Origin of the sequence: Sphingobacterium sp. UBA7631, assembly GCF_002483935.1 — a bacterium.
Classification (GTDB): domain Bacteria; phylum Bacteroidota; class Bacteroidia; order Sphingobacteriales; family Sphingobacteriaceae; genus Sphingobacterium; species Sphingobacterium multivorum.
On the sequence record NZ_DLIX01000010.1, the window covers coordinates 357,623 to 372,195 of the forward strand.

Sequence of the window (14,573 nt, forward strand, 5' to 3'; positions counted from 1 at the left end):
TGCTTTTTTATCTTGAAAAGAGACCATTTTTTAATCAATACTTTTTGAATAAATCTTTAGCTGTTTTTGCAGTGCTTTCCTGGCCATATGTATACGTGTTTTGACCGTACCCTCCGGGATTTGCAGATGCTCTGCAATTTCATAATATTTAAATCCTTCCAAAAACATTGCAAAGGCGTTATAGTAATCTTTTGATAAACTATTGAGTGCGTGTTGTATATCAGAGGCTATAAAATTATTTTCACCGCGATTGGTTGTTATTTCATTATGATAACCTATACTTACATATTCATTGCGGTAATTCTCCAATCGTTTATTTCGAGTATATTGGTTAATATATGTATTTTTCATGATGATATAGAGCCAAGACATCAACTTTGGATGCTTCAGGAATTTTTCAATAGATCCCAATGACCTTACCATGGTCTCCTGAACCAGATCTTCTCGTTCATCCGGATCGTTTGTAAATTGCGCTGCCAAATATTTTAATGTAGGTCTTTTTTCCTTAAACAGTTGATCGATTGTTAAATTTTCCATATTATCAAGTTTTAAGTGTCTATCTTCGCTATATCACTACAATTAAGGTGCTAGAAAATAATTAAGAGGAAATGCGTTGACGCTGAATGGATCAAGCCGATTTATTACTTGTTTTATTTTAACAATCAGTTAGTCAATGCTTTATACAGAATAACTATTCAGCTATCAGGCTGATGCTAAGCGTTATTCTGCATTAATAACAAGTGTTTTCCTGTCTCATTTCCCCCTTTTTTCTTTTTGTCGCACGTATTTATACGTAGTGTTTTAATAAGTACATTTTTGATGATTAAATAGATGTGAATATTTAAAACTGTTGATACGTTTAAATGGTTATTAGTTATGACATGTAATGAAAAACAATATGGGGGACGAAAACAAAAAACTATATTTTGAGCTATCAGAAGAGCCCATGGAACGATTGGAGAGCCTCAAAGAGCCTTCGGAATTAAAGCAGGTATGGGATGGTAGTCAAGAAGATTTTTATAAATCGATTATTAGGAATCAACAAGATGATATTGGAAAAATAGGACGGTATTTCCGCGATGAATTGGCTCAGGAACTATACGGAATGCGTATATCTCTTCAGAATTTTACAAATCGCTATGGTGATTTTGAAGAATTACGCTGCTTACGTGATTCATTAAGCACGTTGGTTATGGAGATTCGTAATAAAGCTGTGTTGCTCTACAATCCGATACTGAATGATCTTGGCATTTTTCATGCAGTTGATGAGGCTGTGGCGAGTTATAGAAAACGATCGGGTTTTACAATTGACACCTTGCTAGATCCGCATTTAAGAGAATTGCATCATGAGGCACAAGTTCAGCTGTTTAAGTTACTTACGGCTATATTCCAGTATTTAAATGATGAGATTCCTTCACAGGCTATTTCAGTTTCGGTGCAGGTGATTGAATTTGAGATTTTAATTAAAGTGTCACCTTTTTTTAGCCAGGAGAAATCGCTGTCAACAATAAAACATGAACATAGTCCAATGCGTTTGATGAAGATTGCTGAACTTTATAATGCACGGATTATGAATCATACGCCGGCAACAGGTATTTTACTTAAATTAACTATTTAAAAAAAGAATAATGATAAAAATCCTATTGGTTGAAGACCACATGGTTGTACGTAACGGAATAAAATTACTATTAGAATCGCAAGATGGATTTGAAGTTGTTGGAGAGGCGTCGAATGGAAAGGAGGCTCTTCAGTTCTTAAATTCTAATCCTGTTCCTGATATTGTCTTAACAGACATCAGCATGGAGGAAATGGATGGTATTGAACTATTACATGAATTAAAAAAACATTATCCGTCCATTAAAGTAGTAATACTGTCCATGTTGAATCAGATCAATTACGTTGTTGAAGCATTTGAATCTGGTCTTGCCGGATATTTGGTTAAAAACGTTGGCTATAACGAATTGCTTTTTGGATTAAATCATATCGCAAATGGGGGACGATACATGAGCGAGGAAATCGCAATGATACTATTGGACCAAGTTCGCTCTGGACAAAGCTATGCACAGGTATCAGGAGAACTACAGACAGATTTTGATATCTCCGATAGAGAGCTTGAAGTACTCAAATTAATTGCAGAAGGATACACGAATATTGAAATTGCCGATAAGATATTTTTAAGCAAGCGTACAGTTGAAGGACACCGTCAAAACTTAATCGATAAAGCGGGCGTAAAAAATACAGCTCATTTGGTCAAATTTGCATTTGAAAGAGGTATTTTGAATTAAAAATTTCCTGATGGCCCCATCAGGAAATTTGAAATCTACACCACTATATTTTATGCAGTTAGTTTGTTGCACGCAATTGCGCAAAGTTCACATAATTTAGCACAGTGCTGGCAATGTTCATGGGGATGCATAAAGCACTCCTCTGCACAGAGTGTACATAATTCAGCGCAAGTCTTGATAAGTCGTCGGCTATAGTAACTTTCCATAGCAAGAAGTTCGGCCACTGCTTTACAAACGACTGCGCATTCCATATCCAATGCAATACATTTTGCCATGGCTTGAAGGTCACTTTCTTTTGTGCAAGCATTCGCACAGGTATGGCAAGCAGTAACACATTGCCAACAGGCTTCTATACACGATTGTTCGATTGAATTTATCATAAGTTTGTCGTTTTGTCTCGCTGATTGCGCCTTACATAACTGACTTGGCGGCTTTGATGCTATCTTCTAAATAGCCCATTATACCGTCATGATCAGCTTGGGTAATTTTGCCATTCCTTAAATTTTCCAAAACATCTTTTTTAATTCGAGCGATGGCTTGTTCTTTCTCCATCGCTTCTACTGCTGTCTTTGCATTGATTCGATCGACAATGATTTTGCCGAGTTTGTTGTATATCCTTTCAGCTTCCTTATTGGACAACGCTGGAGCTGGAATCCCAGCAGCAGCCTCGTTAGCAGCAGCTATATTTGCATAAATGACTGCTTCGGTATTCTTTGCTGCCGCAGCTTCAGCTCTCACTATAGCCTGTTCACTGGCTGCCGCTGCTTTATGTTCGGCCTCCTCCATATGATGGGAAGCTTTTTCCTGAGGAGTTTGATGATTACACGATATCAACAGCAGACTGGTTATTAAGGAAAAGAAAAAGATGTTATTACATATCATGACCTACGCTCTTAAATAAGTATTTGATTATTTTAAATAGAACGGGTCTCAGAAGTAAATGGTTTGTCAATTAAATGAAACAGTTGCATTTAACTAAACTTGGTTAGAGAAATGGTTTTATGATACAAAATGATGTTCAATTGATACAATATTACCGGCAATTGAGCGATTAATTATTGAATTTTAGATATCTGTATACCAAATAGCTATTCAATTCAATGAACAAAATATACCTCTTAATTAGTGCCCTTTTTCTGTCTTTTGTACAGACGACAATCGCACAGCATACCACAGCAGTATCGATAGGAAAGGCGAATATTCCAATAGACGGGATTTTTCAGGCTGATCCAACCGTATTCTTTTACGGGGGATATTATTATCTGTACGGTACGAATGGAGATTCTGAAGAACAGCAGGGGTTTAAAGTGTATCAATCTACAGATTTGAAACATTGGAAGGTCCCGGCAGGCACAACTTCAGGTTTTGCTCTTTTAAAAGGAGATGCTTTTGGATCGACGGGATTTTGGGCGCCACAGGTATGGTTTGAAAAGGGTAAATTTTATATGGCTTATACAGCAGATGAGCATATAGCAATTGCAGTTAGTGATAGCCCTGTAGGTCCTTTTAAGCAAACTTCCAAAGCACCACTTGAAGTCGGGCAAAAGCAGATAGATCCTTTTGTATTCAGCGATCGCAATGGGAGGAAATACCTGTTTCATGTCAGATTAACGCAAGGAAATAGAATTTTTGTCGCCGAATTAAAGTCCGATTATTCGGGAATAAAAGGAGAGACGCTAAAAGAATGTGTCCATGCGGAATTACCCTGGGAAAATACAGCAAATGCAGAGTGGACGGTTACCGAAGGTCCTACTGTTATCCAGCAAGGCCAGTATTATTATATGTTTTATTCGGCAAATGATTTTCGAAATAAAGACTATGCTGTCGGCGTGGCAATCGCGGATAATGTCTATGGGCCTTGGAAAAAACTGGAAGGTCAGCCGGCATTAAGCCGAAAAAATAGCGGTTTTGCCGGAACTGGACATGGCGACATTTTCAAAAAAGGAAAGCAATGGTATTATGTCTGTCACACACACTTTTCAGATGAAAAAGTGGCACCTCGGAGAACCGCTATCATACCGTTTAATTTTGCATCAACTGGTGATGGTATTCCGGTTCCTCGGTTTGATACCGCAAAATTTCGCTTCCTGGCCACAGATCAGGGATTGACCCGGAATGGAAAATCCTATCAAACGGATGTAGCCTTTGGCGATCCCTTTATTGTATTTGATCCGCCTACCGATCGATATTATTTATATGGCACAGGTGGAACTGAAAACGGCTTTATTGCTTATAGTTCCAAAGATCTGAAAACATGGACGAAGGAAAGGAAAGTATATGATGCCAACCAGCCTAATGGCTGGGGAGAAAAAGATTTTTGGGCGCCTGAAGTTTACCGGGTCAATAACAAATACTATATGTATTATAGCGCCCATTGGAAAGATAATCCAAAACAACATATTGAAAACTATCGCATCGGGGTAGCTGTGGCGGATAGTCCCTTAGGGCCATTCAAAGACCTTACTGGAAAACCTATTTTTGATCCGGGATATCCAATTATTGATGCGAACGTTTTTAGAGATACCGACAATAGGAATTATCTGTTTTATTCGCGTTGTTGCTACGAGCATCCGGTGGAGTCGGAGGTTGCGGATTGGGCGAAGCAGAAGTATGGCTATAGCAGGATCGAAGAGAGCTGGGTGTATGGTGTTGAATTGGACAGCAGTATGACTAAAACGATCGGGGACCCAGTCCTTTTAATGCGACCTCCAGTTTCGATTAATGACGCACAGGCTGAATGGGAGAGTAGGTCAGTCACTTCGGGTGAGATAAATAGACGATGGACAGAAGGTTCTTTTCTAATGAAAAAAAACGGACAATATTATATGATGTATTCCGCCAACTATTTTGCTGGAGCCAATTATGCGGTAGGCTATGGAACGGCAACTGCCCCATTGGGAAGCTATGAAAAGTCACCTGCTAACCCAATCATTGAAAAAAATACCCATAGCGGGGGAGTAATTTCGGGTACCGGACACAATAGCCTATTTAGCGATAGAGAAGGAAAGCTCCGCTGTGTGTATCACGGACGTACTATAAAAACGGGTGATAAACGCATGGTGTTTATCAGCGACGTTTTTTTTAATGAAAATGGCCAATTGCATATCGTTACAGATTGACCCACTGGTCAATCTGTCTTTTTGGGTATTGCTGGATTTTCGACATTTTCATCCCAAGAAGCGGACGAGGCCGCTCTAGCACTTGTTCCGTCGCTTGTTTGTGTCTTTTTATGGGCATAATTGACATTTTCTTCTTCAGGATCGGTTTCATCCACGTCCGGTTCAGGACGCTCAATTGGATCAGTATCATTGGGATCCGGAATAGTATGTTGCCCGAATAATCCTTTACGATACCATATGTTACTAAAGTAATAGGCAATAATCAAACCTCGTTTTACTACTGCATGTTGCAATATCTCTTCCATGTTTTCGATTTCGTTTAAGTGGTACAACCCTCTTTATTCGCGTTGTATTCTCTCGAATAATGAACAATATCAGCAAGGAAATAGTTTGCGAGATTTCAGGATGCTGCATCAGGTTAATTGAGCAACATTTGTTCGGGAAATGGCTTAACAATTGGAAAGTAAAGATGAACTGTTGTACCCAAACCGACTTCCGATTCAATTTTTATATTTCCTCCCAACCGCTCCATAATGCGCTTTACGAGTGAAAGACCAATGCCCGTACCGGGTATGGAGCCCACGTTATCCGCCCTTGTAAACATTTCGTATATGTGCGGTAGGTGTTCACTGGGTATGCCAATTCCATTATCCTTGATTTGATAATGGGTATAATCATCTTCATGCGAACTATCTATGGATACCACAGGGCTGTCCGACTGGGCTGAATATTTTATAGCGTTGATAATTAAATTGGAAAAAATTTGATAAGCGGCACTTTTCTCGCCCCAAATAGGCAATAATGTACCAAAAGTGGGCCGACAATTATTGACGTTATATAGAATACTGTTTTCTTGGAATATACGCTGAATGGTGTAGGCCATTGGAAGTGGCTCTTTGTCTAAAATGCTGGATCGGTGTTGACTTAATTGTACCATATTGTTGATAATATCCTCAATGTTGGTGACACTTCGGCTGAAATTCTGATACCATTTATTGATTTTTTTAAAATCGATATTGTCGGGGTGTTGCTGAAGAAATTGTATGCCCATTTTTAAGATGGACAGCGGGTTTTTCAAATCGTGGGAAAGCGTATGGGTAAACATTTCCAATTCATTGTTTAAGCTGAGAAGTTCGTCATTGAGGAGCTGGCGTTCTTTCAATTTCGCAAAGATGGATTCTTTGATGATTTGATTTAAGCGAAGCACAAAGTTAATTTCAGCATCATTCCATGGCTTGGCAACATCATAACGCGTATCTTCCCAGATTTTGAGCTGCTTTTTACCATCCTGTTCTTCTTTTAACTCCATTTGCATGACCTGACTGCTATTTTCTCTTCTAAACCAAACGATGTAATAATCGTTCTCCAAGCCTACCTTTAAATACATTAGACCGGCAAAACCAAGCTTTTCTTTAAAGTTTTCTTGATGATTTAGACGAAAGTTGTAGTCTTTAAAGAGGGCTTTGTCGGTATGTTTCTGCAGGAATTGAATGAGTTCATAAAACTGTGCTTTAGGAGGAGACTGCCCATAGCTAAAAACGTCGCCCTGATTGAAAATCGCCAAACCGTCTGCATCCACAAGCTGAGTTAGGATGTCCATATGTTGTATCAAGGCACAATTTACCATCTTATTTTCAGAGAGACTTTTCTTTAATTCTTCTTCTGCAAGCTTAAGAAGTTCTGTTCTTTCCAAAAGATTCTGTTTAATATGACTTTCATATTTGTTGGTTGCCGCCTGGATGGCAAATGTGCATAGTTTTCGTTGTTGTAGGTCGACTACACGCTTTTCGTCATGCTGCGCAACCACAAGTCCCCAAAAATCATCATCAATACAGATTCGAAAAAAAAGGGCACTTTGAACATTTATTTCTTTTAAAAAAAGCTGATGGAGTTCAGGCAGAGGAGATAATAAGCTCGAAAGGGGATCGATGGCCTCATCTTTATAATAGAATTCTTGTCCCTGATCGTCCATGTTGGGAGCGTATCGATACGAATAACTACGATAGTAAGACAAAACTTCCTCGGGCATAAAATCTTTGGAGAATTCCTTGCCTTTGAAAGAAGACCGTCCATTTGCCGTATGCTCAGCAATCACCGAACTATACCCTGTTTCTTGAATTTGCAAAACGAAAACAAGATCATAATTCAATATCTTGTTGATGGCCGAACAAACGCGATTCCAATTATTTGGCTGAATGGTATCCAACAAAAAATTGAGTTCGTTAATTTTTTTAGCGGGAATATATTTTTTATGCTGTTGTTCCCATTCAATGTAAAGATATTCATCATGTCTACGTAATTTTACATAAACACGGTCGTTTTTAATTTTAATGGGTAAAATGTGGCGCGACTGTCCGTTTTCAAGAAGTTCCATCACAGCATTCCTCACTTTTAACAAAGCTTCGCCGAAGATATGGCCAAAGCTATGAAAAAAATGAGTTCCTAATAGAGCTTCACTGGTATAATGTTCATTTACGACAGACTCCGTTACTCCGACGATAGTAAAGTGCCGATCTAAAATGACCAGTTTGCCAAAAGATTGAAGCTTAATAGCGGTTTGATTGCTCGATTGGATTGTATGATTCATAGTACCCCAAAACTCCTAATGTATACATAAATGTACGAAAAAAAATTACGACAACATAGATCGAATCTTTAATATTAGAACGTTGGAAAGTAGATAAAATTGCTTTATTGGCTTCTTTTTACTTTGGAATTAAAAATGGTACCATTTTCTCACATGTAACATACTATAAATGGGCATTAAATTCTTTGGCAACAGCATTCGCCATTCCTTTAATTAATGATTTCCACTGCGGATAGGAGGCTCCTATTTTCGCCGCCAAACCGACGAGATAGTTCCGAACATTATCGCTAAAATTTTCATTGTCAACGTTTATGATCTCGTTTCTGCCAGCATATTGAAACAATATACTGTTTCTACGCTGTTCGATCAGGAAAGTTGACGATGAAATTCCTTCGAAAAAATGAGCTGTATTTTTATCGCCGGGATGGCTTGGATCGGGACAAGGCTTTAAGGTTAGGGCAAAAACTTTATAATCATCGGTTTTGTCTAGCGTGAGGTTAACGACATGCACCCAGTCATAACCACCGCTACTTGGAAGTCCCGGTCCGGGGATATCCAGTCTGATATAATCATGTAATTCGAGTAAGCGATCTATCGGTGTACCATAACCGCCTGTCAATTGAAATGTGGTAGCGGGTAATTGGGCTAACGTGTACCAATGGTTGACCTTTCTCAGGTTCTCTACGCCCAATTCAAATGCTAAGTTAGCGATATCTTCACTTGCAAATTCAAGTGATTCAAAACAATCAAGTCTTTTCCCTTCTTTTTGTTCCGGTATGATATTTTTCATCGTTTTTCCATTTATGTTTAAAATACTGGATTTCTTATTCCTGCTTTTAGCTTCCTTGAAGGTAGCTAAGCCACCTAGGTTTTTATGTCGGTGCGTCTTAACCCAAGCTCGCTTTTAGTTTGGCAAGGAGATCGTCTGCTTTTGTATGCTCAACTTTCATTTTTCGGATGGTTGGGCGTTTTCCCTTGTCTTTTTGCTTGATAATTTTTAGGAGCTCGTCCATGTATTCATTTTTATATTTACTAATATCAAAGGACTTACTGTGCTGCTCAATCAGCTGTGTCGCCATGTCCATTTCCACCTTTTGAATTTTTATTGTAGTGGGCAATTTAAGGTCGTCCAAGCCCCTAATCTCCTGCTGATAGCGAATTTTATTCAATACCAATGCATTACGATAGGGTTTTATAAGGGCTAGATGTTCGACATTTCGCATCACAAATGCTCCTAAACCCGCCATTTTTGTTTTTTCTAAAGCTTTGACAAGCAGCTGATAAGCTTTCTCACCGCCCTTCTGTGGCTCTAGATAATAAGGTGTTTCAAAATAAATACTGTCAACATCCATCAGTTTTACAAATGCATGCAGATTGATAAGTTTTGATTTCTCCGGACTTGCATCTTCAAAATCGGCGTCTTCCAAAACTACATAGTGGTCTTTCATAAAGTATCCTTTAACAATATTGTCCCACTTTACTTCTTTACCAGTCTGTTCATTTACCCGTTTGAATTTAATATTGGATAAATCTTTACGATCAAGCATGTCCAAATCGAGACTTGCATTTTCAGTTGCACTATATAATTTTATGGGAATATTAACTAAGCCAAAACCAATAGCCCCTGTCCAAATTGCACGCATATGTTGTCCATTTATTGCTAATACGATAACCTTCGCTATGGAGGAATGGTTTGAAATTTAATAAAATAGCTGGCAAACTATTCCTAAAGGAATCGGTTATATACTGTAAAGCTGCTATTATTATCATGGATTTAAAGTCAAATGAGCCATTTTGGTTGGTGAAGAATGGTCTCTTAAATACCTATCCTTCCTTACAAAAAGATATAAGCTGTGATGTACTTATTGTAGGAGGGGGGATCACCGGAGCCTTGATTGCGCATCAATGTATGGCCGATGGAAAGAAATGTGTTCTTATAGATAAGCGGGAAATTGTGAATGGGAGTTCGGCGGCAACAACTTCCATGTTACAATATGAGATTGATATTCCCTTATATAGATTAAAGGAATTAATCGGCATTCAGGGGGCAATTGCGAGCTACCGAGCCTGTGGAGAAGCGATTGATAAATTAGGTAGACTTGCCAAGAAAATCCGATCGAAAGCTGGTTTTAGAAGCAAACAGTCACTCTACTATGCGGCAAAGAAAAAGGATATAGCTTGGCTAAAGGTGGAGTTCGAAGCAAGGCAAGAAGCTGGCTTCGACGTCAAGTGGCTGACGGAGCGGGATATCAGGGAACGTTATGCAATGTGCGGTGCTTATGGGGGTATACTTTCGGATCTAGGGGCAAGCATTGACGCCTTTTGTTTCACACACGAACTATTGGCATATAATGTTAACCGAGGGTTATCTATTTTTGACAAAACAGCGTTGGAAAAAGTGTTTTATAAGTCTGGTTATAATTCAGCGATTACTTCAACAGGGGCTAAAATCAAAGCGGAAAAGATTATCTATTGTACAGGATACGAAACAACAAATCTCATTTCCGAAAAATTTGTTGACCTGCTAAGCACATTTGCTATTGTATCGGAAGCTGATAAAGAACATAATCAGCTATATCGCGACCTTCTCATCTGGAATACGGCCACGCCCTATTTGTATATGCGAACAACAGACGACGATAGGTTTCTGATTGGAGGAGAAGATGAGACCTTTAGAGATCCCATCAAGCGAGATGAGCTCATTGCAAAGAAGTCTCATAAGTTAGCGCAGTCATTTAATAAAATTTTTGTCGATAAAACCTTCCGCACTGATTTTACTTGGGCAGGTACATTTGGGACGACCAAAGATGGATTACCTTATATCGGAGAACATAGAAAGTTCAAAAATTCATATTTTGTATGTGGCTTCGGCGGAAATGGTATAACCTTTTCTGTTGCAGCAATGGAGATGGTTGCGAGTTGGCTTCATAAGCTAAACCATCCATTGGAAGAATGGTTTAGATTTGGCCGGTAATTTCCTGCTTAGCCATGCTTACGTAAAAATCGGAATACTCTCTCTTCAAGCTTCGCTAGTGGTAATTTATCTTTTATAAAGGGGAACTTTGCTTCCATAAATACCTGTTGTATGGCCGGATGGATATAATAAGTCTGCGAAACAGACTTCGTATTACCAAGTTGCTCTGCAACCTTCTTGATGACGCTATTTAATTGTCTTTTCCGTGCACTGAGTGATTCCGCCTGTTTTATTTGCGCAAGCTGATAAAAGGCTTCACGACTGGCGCCCCAAATGCGAATACTCTTGCAACTGATCTCACCTGTACAATTCTTCCGCAGATACTGATTAAAAGCGGAGCCACAGAAAGTGCTTTCGCAACTTGCACTATCCATTTGGAATATCCTTTTGCCTTTCATTTTTAGTAATTCTTCCAAAAGTTTAGCTTGTTGTTTGTTGGTCCAGGATTTCTGCTGGAAAACCCCCTTTTTACCTTTATAGGCTAGCGATATCTGATTGCCTTCAATGCTGACGTGTCTTTTTTCCAAAGTACTCAGCCCATACGATTTATTTGTCAGTGTATAACGCTTATTGCCAATACGAATCAATGTACTGTCCATTATTTTAAAAGCAACTGCACAAAGTTTATCCATGTCCCAAAATTCGTGTTTGAGGTGTTTGGAACTGATGTTTCTCAACTCTTGTAAGTATTTACCCATATAGAGGATATTGCTAAACTTTGCAGCTTGCCGTTGGCCGACAAATTTGGAATGATAGATATATTGTTTGCGTCCTTTTTGGTCGAAGCCAAAAGCCTGTAAATCGCTTTTTGAGCTTTTAGCGATCCAAACATCTGTCCAATTTGGTGGAATAACGAGTTTTGCGATCCGCTCTAAAATCTTTTTATCGGACACTTCCTTTTCCGAAGCGTCGAAATATTTAAAAGACTTACCTACTTTTCTTCTTGTATACCCCGTTCTTGCTTTCATAGTGCATTTACCCTTGTAAAATATGTTGATAATAGGTTAAGACGTAGTGGCCTTGTCTCGTAACGTTTTAATATATTCGTGAGCTTCGAGCTGTATACCAAGTTGTTTTTCGATGAGCAGGAGCAGATCATGGCTGATTTCCCAGTCTTCATGGTCAACAACATCCTTATAGGTATGTGTAAAGGCATCTTCACCTTGCTCACAGCTGCATAGTAAACTCCTTTCATCATTTCCTGAAATGGCGGATTTTATCTCCATCCAAATTCTGAATAGCTTGCCACTGATCATCGTTCCTCCGATTGAGTCGTCTTCCCGCGGAGCTAGGTAGGGTGTTAATTCTTCAATAAATACCTCGGATTGGTTCATAAACTCAATAAAGGTGTTATTTAAATGTTCAAGATGGAGGCGTGTGGCTATTTCTACAGCTTTCTGATAGCCTGCAATCCGATCGTTGTTGATCTGTATAAGGTCGCTGATTAATGTACGATCATTTATCGTATTGTTTTCCATTTAATGTCGGCTTTGTGAATTTCTATTTTTCACTTAAGAACGCCTCAAGTAGCCCTGCAGTTTTGTGAAAGAACAGGATAGGTATAATTTCATCCATGAAGGCGATTTTATACTGCGTACCATCAGTAGATTGTTGCACGATAGCTGGAGCGAAACGCAAAAAAAAAACGGCTGCTTTAAATTGCTAAAGCAGCCGTTGGACGGTAATTGCTATCTTTATTTTTTATTAAAAGAAGTTTTTTTACCTTTTTCCGTATCGACCTTAATCTGTTTCTTGTCTACTGATTCCGAAACTTCTGGTTGAACAATGGTTTTGCTATTTCCTTTTCCTATCGGACCGCCGCAGATAATTAGCGCAATGACCATTGCTTGCTGATTATTTATTTTAACTCTTGATTTCATATGTTTACCATTTAACGAATTGTTGTGATGTCGGTTAGCTGCTTCTAGATAGATAACCCTAGAACCACCTTTTTGTTTTTTATTTGAGCCTGTAAATTTTAAGTTGCTTTTGAAGTTTCTTTCTTGTCATGTGGATCCTGGTTTTTATAGTGCCTTCGGGCATGTCAAAATAAGAGGCTATCTCATGATACTTGTATCCTTCGAGAAATAATTGAAACACTTGATAATTTTCTTCCGATAAACTGCACATCGCTTTTTCAATATCATCCGCGATGAATTTATTGTCACTTTTATTTGTTTCTATTGTGTTGGTACTTTCGAGACCGATGTAGGTTTCGTGGATATCATTCGTACGCTTCGCTTTGCGGTATTGATTGATGTATACATTTTTCATAATAACGTAAAGCCAAGACATTAACTTGGGGTGACGGATAAAATCATCGATCGATTTTAATGCGCGGATAAGTGTTTCTTGAATCAAATCCTCTTTTTCATCAGGATCATTGGTGAATTTTCCCGCGAAATGTTTCAAAAGACTTCTTTTTTCTTCGACTAACAAATTTAAATTGGAATTGTTCATAGTACCTTTTGTTAAATTGACTGATGTGTATTCGATAAACAGAGGTACAATTAAAGTGCTAGTTTTGCGATTTAGAGGTCATCCAAACCTTGTTTAAACAGGTATATGGGAAAAATACGTAACGCTGCGTATCCTTGATTTTGTAGTAGAAACACTACAAAAAAGCGGGATTAAACGTGTCGCAATAAAATTTACTGCCATGAATAGCTTTTTTTAATTGGGTATTTGTTCCTAAAAAAAATGTCTTTATTACGGGTATTACCTGTTTTAATGCCATATACTAGTGTCCATTTTTTTAAGCAAGTTTTTGAATTTTTTGTTTTTATCAGCTTTTATTGAACTAATAAGCTTTGAATGTGGTTCTTATCGAAAAAGATTAACGCAAAATAAAATAGACTATGAAAAAGAGCAAAAGATTCACATTAACTTTAGGAGCGATATTATGCGCTACACTATTCTTTTCGTGCCAAAACTCGACCAAAAATCAAACTGAAGGAAGCGGTCAGTCAGACAACATTGCACCTACTGATGCCGACGAAACCCGGTATAATTTAAGCGAACAGCAAAAAATGACCATGCAGAAAGATACGAGTTTAGCAGACACACTTAGGAAAGACAGTATCAATAATAGTAAATCAAAACCGTAACCATCTCGTCGACCTATCAATATATCTGATAAAAAAACTCCCTTAATTAAGGGAGTTTTTTTGCTCTTTCTTTTGATCCGGATCAGCACCATAAATATCTTCTTCTGAATGGTCCGGTTGCTCTTTCTTTTGATCCTCTTCTTTATTAATTTTTTCTTTATTACTACGATCGCGTTGTTCTTCTTCGCTTGGATCAGGCACCTCCGCATTTTCAGGATAGTATAGGTCAGGAGTTACGTCTTCTTGGGAAGGGACTTGAGGCTGCTTCCGTACAGAAGTACCATCGTCGGTACTTGGATCGTTGTCTAGAGGGTCTATTTCGTTCATGTACATGGAGTTTCTCCAATATGATTGTGAAATAGAATCACCAAATTGAATTGCTGTATTCATCATCTTTTTAATAAAGAACAGCAATTAAAACTGAATGGTTGTTTTTTTTATTAAAAAGTGGTATCCATATTTTAATGATAAATTTAAAACTTTTCATTTATTGACCTTGTT

General features: G+C 38.3%; 17 protein-coding genes. 5 read left to right on the forward strand and 12 right to left on the reverse strand.

Features of this window, described 5'->3' with window-relative positions:
* Positions 1-30 precede the first annotated feature (30 nt).
* A complete protein-coding gene (locus B3P16_RS17890; protein WP_046673512.1) occupies positions 31-537 on the reverse strand; it encodes an RNA polymerase sigma factor in 507 nt (168 codons plus the stop codon).
* Between the two features lie 349 nt (positions 538-886).
* On the opposite strand from B3P16_RS17890, the gene B3P16_RS17895 reads away from it, so the two are divergent.
* Positions 887-1,618, forward strand: coding sequence for a hypothetical protein (locus B3P16_RS17895; protein ID WP_286843783.1), 732 nt, complete (start codon positions 887-889; stop codon positions 1,616-1,618).
* A 10-nt stretch (positions 1,619-1,628) separates the two neighbouring features.
* A complete protein-coding gene (locus B3P16_RS17900) occupies positions 1,629-2,285 on the forward strand; it encodes a response regulator transcription factor (protein WP_286751959.1) in 657 nt (218 codons plus the stop codon).
* Between the two features lie 58 nt (positions 2,286-2,343).
* Here the strand turns inward: B3P16_RS17900 and B3P16_RS17905 are convergent, their stop codons facing one another.
* Entirely contained in the window at positions 2,344-2,592 is a 249-nt protein-coding gene (locus B3P16_RS17905) for a hypothetical protein (protein WP_156167613.1), read from the reverse strand.
* 104 nt (positions 2,593-2,696) lie between these two features.
* Positions 2,697-3,167 carry a hypothetical protein gene (locus B3P16_RS17910; protein WP_286843784.1) on the reverse strand — a complete coding sequence of 157 codons (471 nt, stop codon included), beginning with the start codon at positions 3,165-3,167 and terminating at the stop codon, positions 2,697-2,699.
* A 218-nt stretch (positions 3,168-3,385) separates the two neighbouring features.
* Between B3P16_RS17910 and B3P16_RS17915 the strand changes: the two genes are divergently transcribed.
* Positions 3,386-5,404 (forward strand): glycoside hydrolase family 43 protein, encoded by a 2,019-nt coding sequence (locus tag B3P16_RS17915; RefSeq protein WP_286843786.1) that lies wholly within the window; start codon positions 3,386-3,388, stop codon positions 5,402-5,404.
* Between the two features lie 8 nt (positions 5,405-5,412).
* On the opposite strand, the gene B3P16_RS17920 is transcribed toward B3P16_RS17915, so the two are convergent.
* From B3P16_RS17920 to B3P16_RS17935, 4 genes are all read right to left on the reverse strand, one after another.
* On the reverse strand, positions 5,413-5,709 hold the full coding sequence (locus B3P16_RS17920) for a hypothetical protein (RefSeq protein ID WP_286801996.1): 297 nt from the start codon (positions 5,707-5,709) through the stop codon (positions 5,413-5,415).
* A 113-nt stretch (positions 5,710-5,822) separates the two neighbouring features.
* Positions 5,823-7,991 (reverse strand): GAF domain-containing sensor histidine kinase, encoded by a 2,169-nt coding sequence (locus B3P16_RS17925; RefSeq protein ID WP_286843788.1) that lies wholly within the window; start codon positions 7,989-7,991, stop codon positions 5,823-5,825.
* Positions 7,992-8,154: 163 nt separating this feature from the next.
* On the reverse strand, positions 8,155-8,781 hold the full coding sequence (locus B3P16_RS17930) for a hypothetical protein (RefSeq protein ID WP_070563921.1): 627 nt from the start codon (positions 8,779-8,781) through the stop codon (positions 8,155-8,157).
* A 97-nt stretch (positions 8,782-8,878) separates the two neighbouring features.
* Positions 8,879-9,634, reverse strand: coding sequence for a Ku protein (locus B3P16_RS17935; RefSeq protein WP_070563924.1), 756 nt, complete (start codon positions 9,632-9,634; stop codon positions 8,879-8,881).
* Positions 9,635-9,759: 125 nt separating this feature from the next.
* Here B3P16_RS17935 and B3P16_RS17940 point away from each other — a divergent pair, with 125 nt between their 5' ends.
* On the forward strand, positions 9,760-10,965 hold the full coding sequence (locus B3P16_RS17940; protein ID WP_070564496.1) for an NAD(P)/FAD-dependent oxidoreductase: 1,206 nt from the start codon (positions 9,760-9,762) through the stop codon (positions 10,963-10,965).
* Positions 10,966-10,973: 8 nt separating this feature from the next.
* Here B3P16_RS17940 and B3P16_RS17945 read toward each other — a convergent pair whose 3' ends face one another.
* From B3P16_RS17945 to B3P16_RS17960, 4 genes are all read right to left on the reverse strand, one after another.
* A complete protein-coding gene (locus B3P16_RS17945; RefSeq protein WP_070563928.1) occupies positions 10,974-11,933 on the reverse strand; it encodes a DNA topoisomerase IB in 960 nt (319 codons plus the stop codon).
* Positions 11,934-11,969: 36 nt separating this feature from the next.
* Complete coding sequence (locus B3P16_RS17950) at positions 11,970-12,443, reverse strand: PA2169 family four-helix-bundle protein (RefSeq protein WP_286843790.1); 474 nt, start codon at positions 12,441-12,443, stop codon at positions 11,970-11,972.
* Between the two features lie 216 nt (positions 12,444-12,659).
* Positions 12,660-12,845 carry a hypothetical protein gene (locus tag B3P16_RS17955; protein ID WP_070563932.1) on the reverse strand — a complete coding sequence of 62 codons (186 nt, stop codon included), beginning with the start codon at positions 12,843-12,845 and terminating at the stop codon, positions 12,660-12,662.
* Positions 12,846-12,924: 79 nt separating this feature from the next.
* Positions 12,925-13,425, reverse strand: a complete 501-nt coding sequence (locus B3P16_RS17960; RefSeq protein WP_070563934.1) for an RNA polymerase sigma factor — start codon at positions 13,423-13,425, stop codon at positions 12,925-12,927.
* Positions 13,426-13,823: 398 nt separating this feature from the next.
* Between B3P16_RS17960 and B3P16_RS17965 the strand changes: the two genes are divergently transcribed.
* Positions 13,824-14,072 (forward strand): hypothetical protein, encoded by a 249-nt coding sequence (locus B3P16_RS17965; protein ID WP_070563936.1) that lies wholly within the window; start codon positions 13,824-13,826, stop codon positions 14,070-14,072.
* Between the two features lie 42 nt (positions 14,073-14,114).
* Here the strand turns inward: B3P16_RS17965 and B3P16_RS17970 are convergent, their stop codons facing one another.
* On the reverse strand, positions 14,115-14,465 hold the full coding sequence (locus B3P16_RS17970) for a hypothetical protein (protein WP_286843791.1): 351 nt from the start codon (positions 14,463-14,465) through the stop codon (positions 14,115-14,117).
* Between the last annotated feature and the right edge of the window lie 108 nt (positions 14,466-14,573).

What these genes read in the sequence shown, in the direction of transcription:
- B3P16_RS17925 (WP_286843788.1), bottom strand. Translation starts at nt 7,991, where the DNA reads ATGAATCATACAATCCAATCGAGCAATCAAACCGCTATTAAGCTTCAA.
- B3P16_RS17890 (WP_046673512.1), bottom strand. Translation starts at nt 537, where the DNA reads ATGGAAAATTTAACAATCGATCAACTGTTTAAGGAAAAAAGACCTACA.
- B3P16_RS17920 (WP_286801996.1), bottom strand. Translation starts at nt 5,709, where the DNA reads ATGGAAGAGATATTGCAACATGCAGTAGTAAAACGAGGTTTGATTATT.
- B3P16_RS17970 (WP_286843791.1), bottom strand. Translation starts at nt 14,465, where the DNA reads ATGATGAATACAGCAATTCAATTTGGTGATTCTATTTCACAATCATAT.
- B3P16_RS17950 (WP_286843790.1), bottom strand. Translation starts at nt 12,443, where the DNA reads ATGGAAAACAATACGATAAATGATCGTACATTAATCAGCGACCTTATA.
- B3P16_RS17915 (WP_286843786.1), top strand. Translation starts at nt 3,386, where the DNA reads ATGAACAAAATATACCTCTTAATTAGTGCCCTTTTTCTGTCTTTTGTA.
- B3P16_RS17945 (WP_070563928.1), bottom strand. Translation starts at nt 11,933, where the DNA reads ATGAAAGCAAGAACGGGGTATACAAGAAGAAAAGTAGGTAAGTCTTTT.
- B3P16_RS17965 (WP_070563936.1), top strand. Translation starts at nt 13,824, where the DNA reads ATGAAAAAGAGCAAAAGATTCACATTAACTTTAGGAGCGATATTATGC.
- B3P16_RS17900 (WP_286751959.1), top strand. Translation starts at nt 1,629, where the DNA reads ATGATAAAAATCCTATTGGTTGAAGACCACATGGTTGTACGTAACGGA.
- B3P16_RS17910 (WP_286843784.1), bottom strand. Translation starts at nt 3,167, where the DNA reads ATGATATGTAATAACATCTTTTTCTTTTCCTTAATAACCAGTCTGCTG.
- B3P16_RS17955 (WP_070563932.1), bottom strand. Translation starts at nt 12,845, where the DNA reads ATGAAATCAAGAGTTAAAATAAATAATCAGCAAGCAATGGTCATTGCG.
- B3P16_RS17895 (WP_286843783.1), top strand. Translation starts at nt 887, where the DNA reads ATGAAAAACAATATGGGGGACGAAAACAAAAAACTATATTTTGAGCTA.
- B3P16_RS17935 (WP_070563924.1), bottom strand. Translation starts at nt 9,634, where the DNA reads ATGCGTGCAATTTGGACAGGGGCTATTGGTTTTGGCTTAGTTAATATT.
- B3P16_RS17960 (WP_070563934.1), bottom strand. Translation starts at nt 13,425, where the DNA reads ATGAACAATTCCAATTTAAATTTGTTAGTCGAAGAAAAAAGAAGTCTT.
- B3P16_RS17940 (WP_070564496.1), top strand. Translation starts at nt 9,760, where the DNA reads ATGGATTTAAAGTCAAATGAGCCATTTTGGTTGGTGAAGAATGGTCTC.
- B3P16_RS17930 (WP_070563921.1), bottom strand. Translation starts at nt 8,781, where the DNA reads ATGAAAAATATCATACCGGAACAAAAAGAAGGGAAAAGACTTGATTGT.
- B3P16_RS17905 (WP_156167613.1), bottom strand. Translation starts at nt 2,592, where the DNA reads ATGCTTGCACAAAAGAAAGTGACCTTCAAGCCATGGCAAAATGTATTG.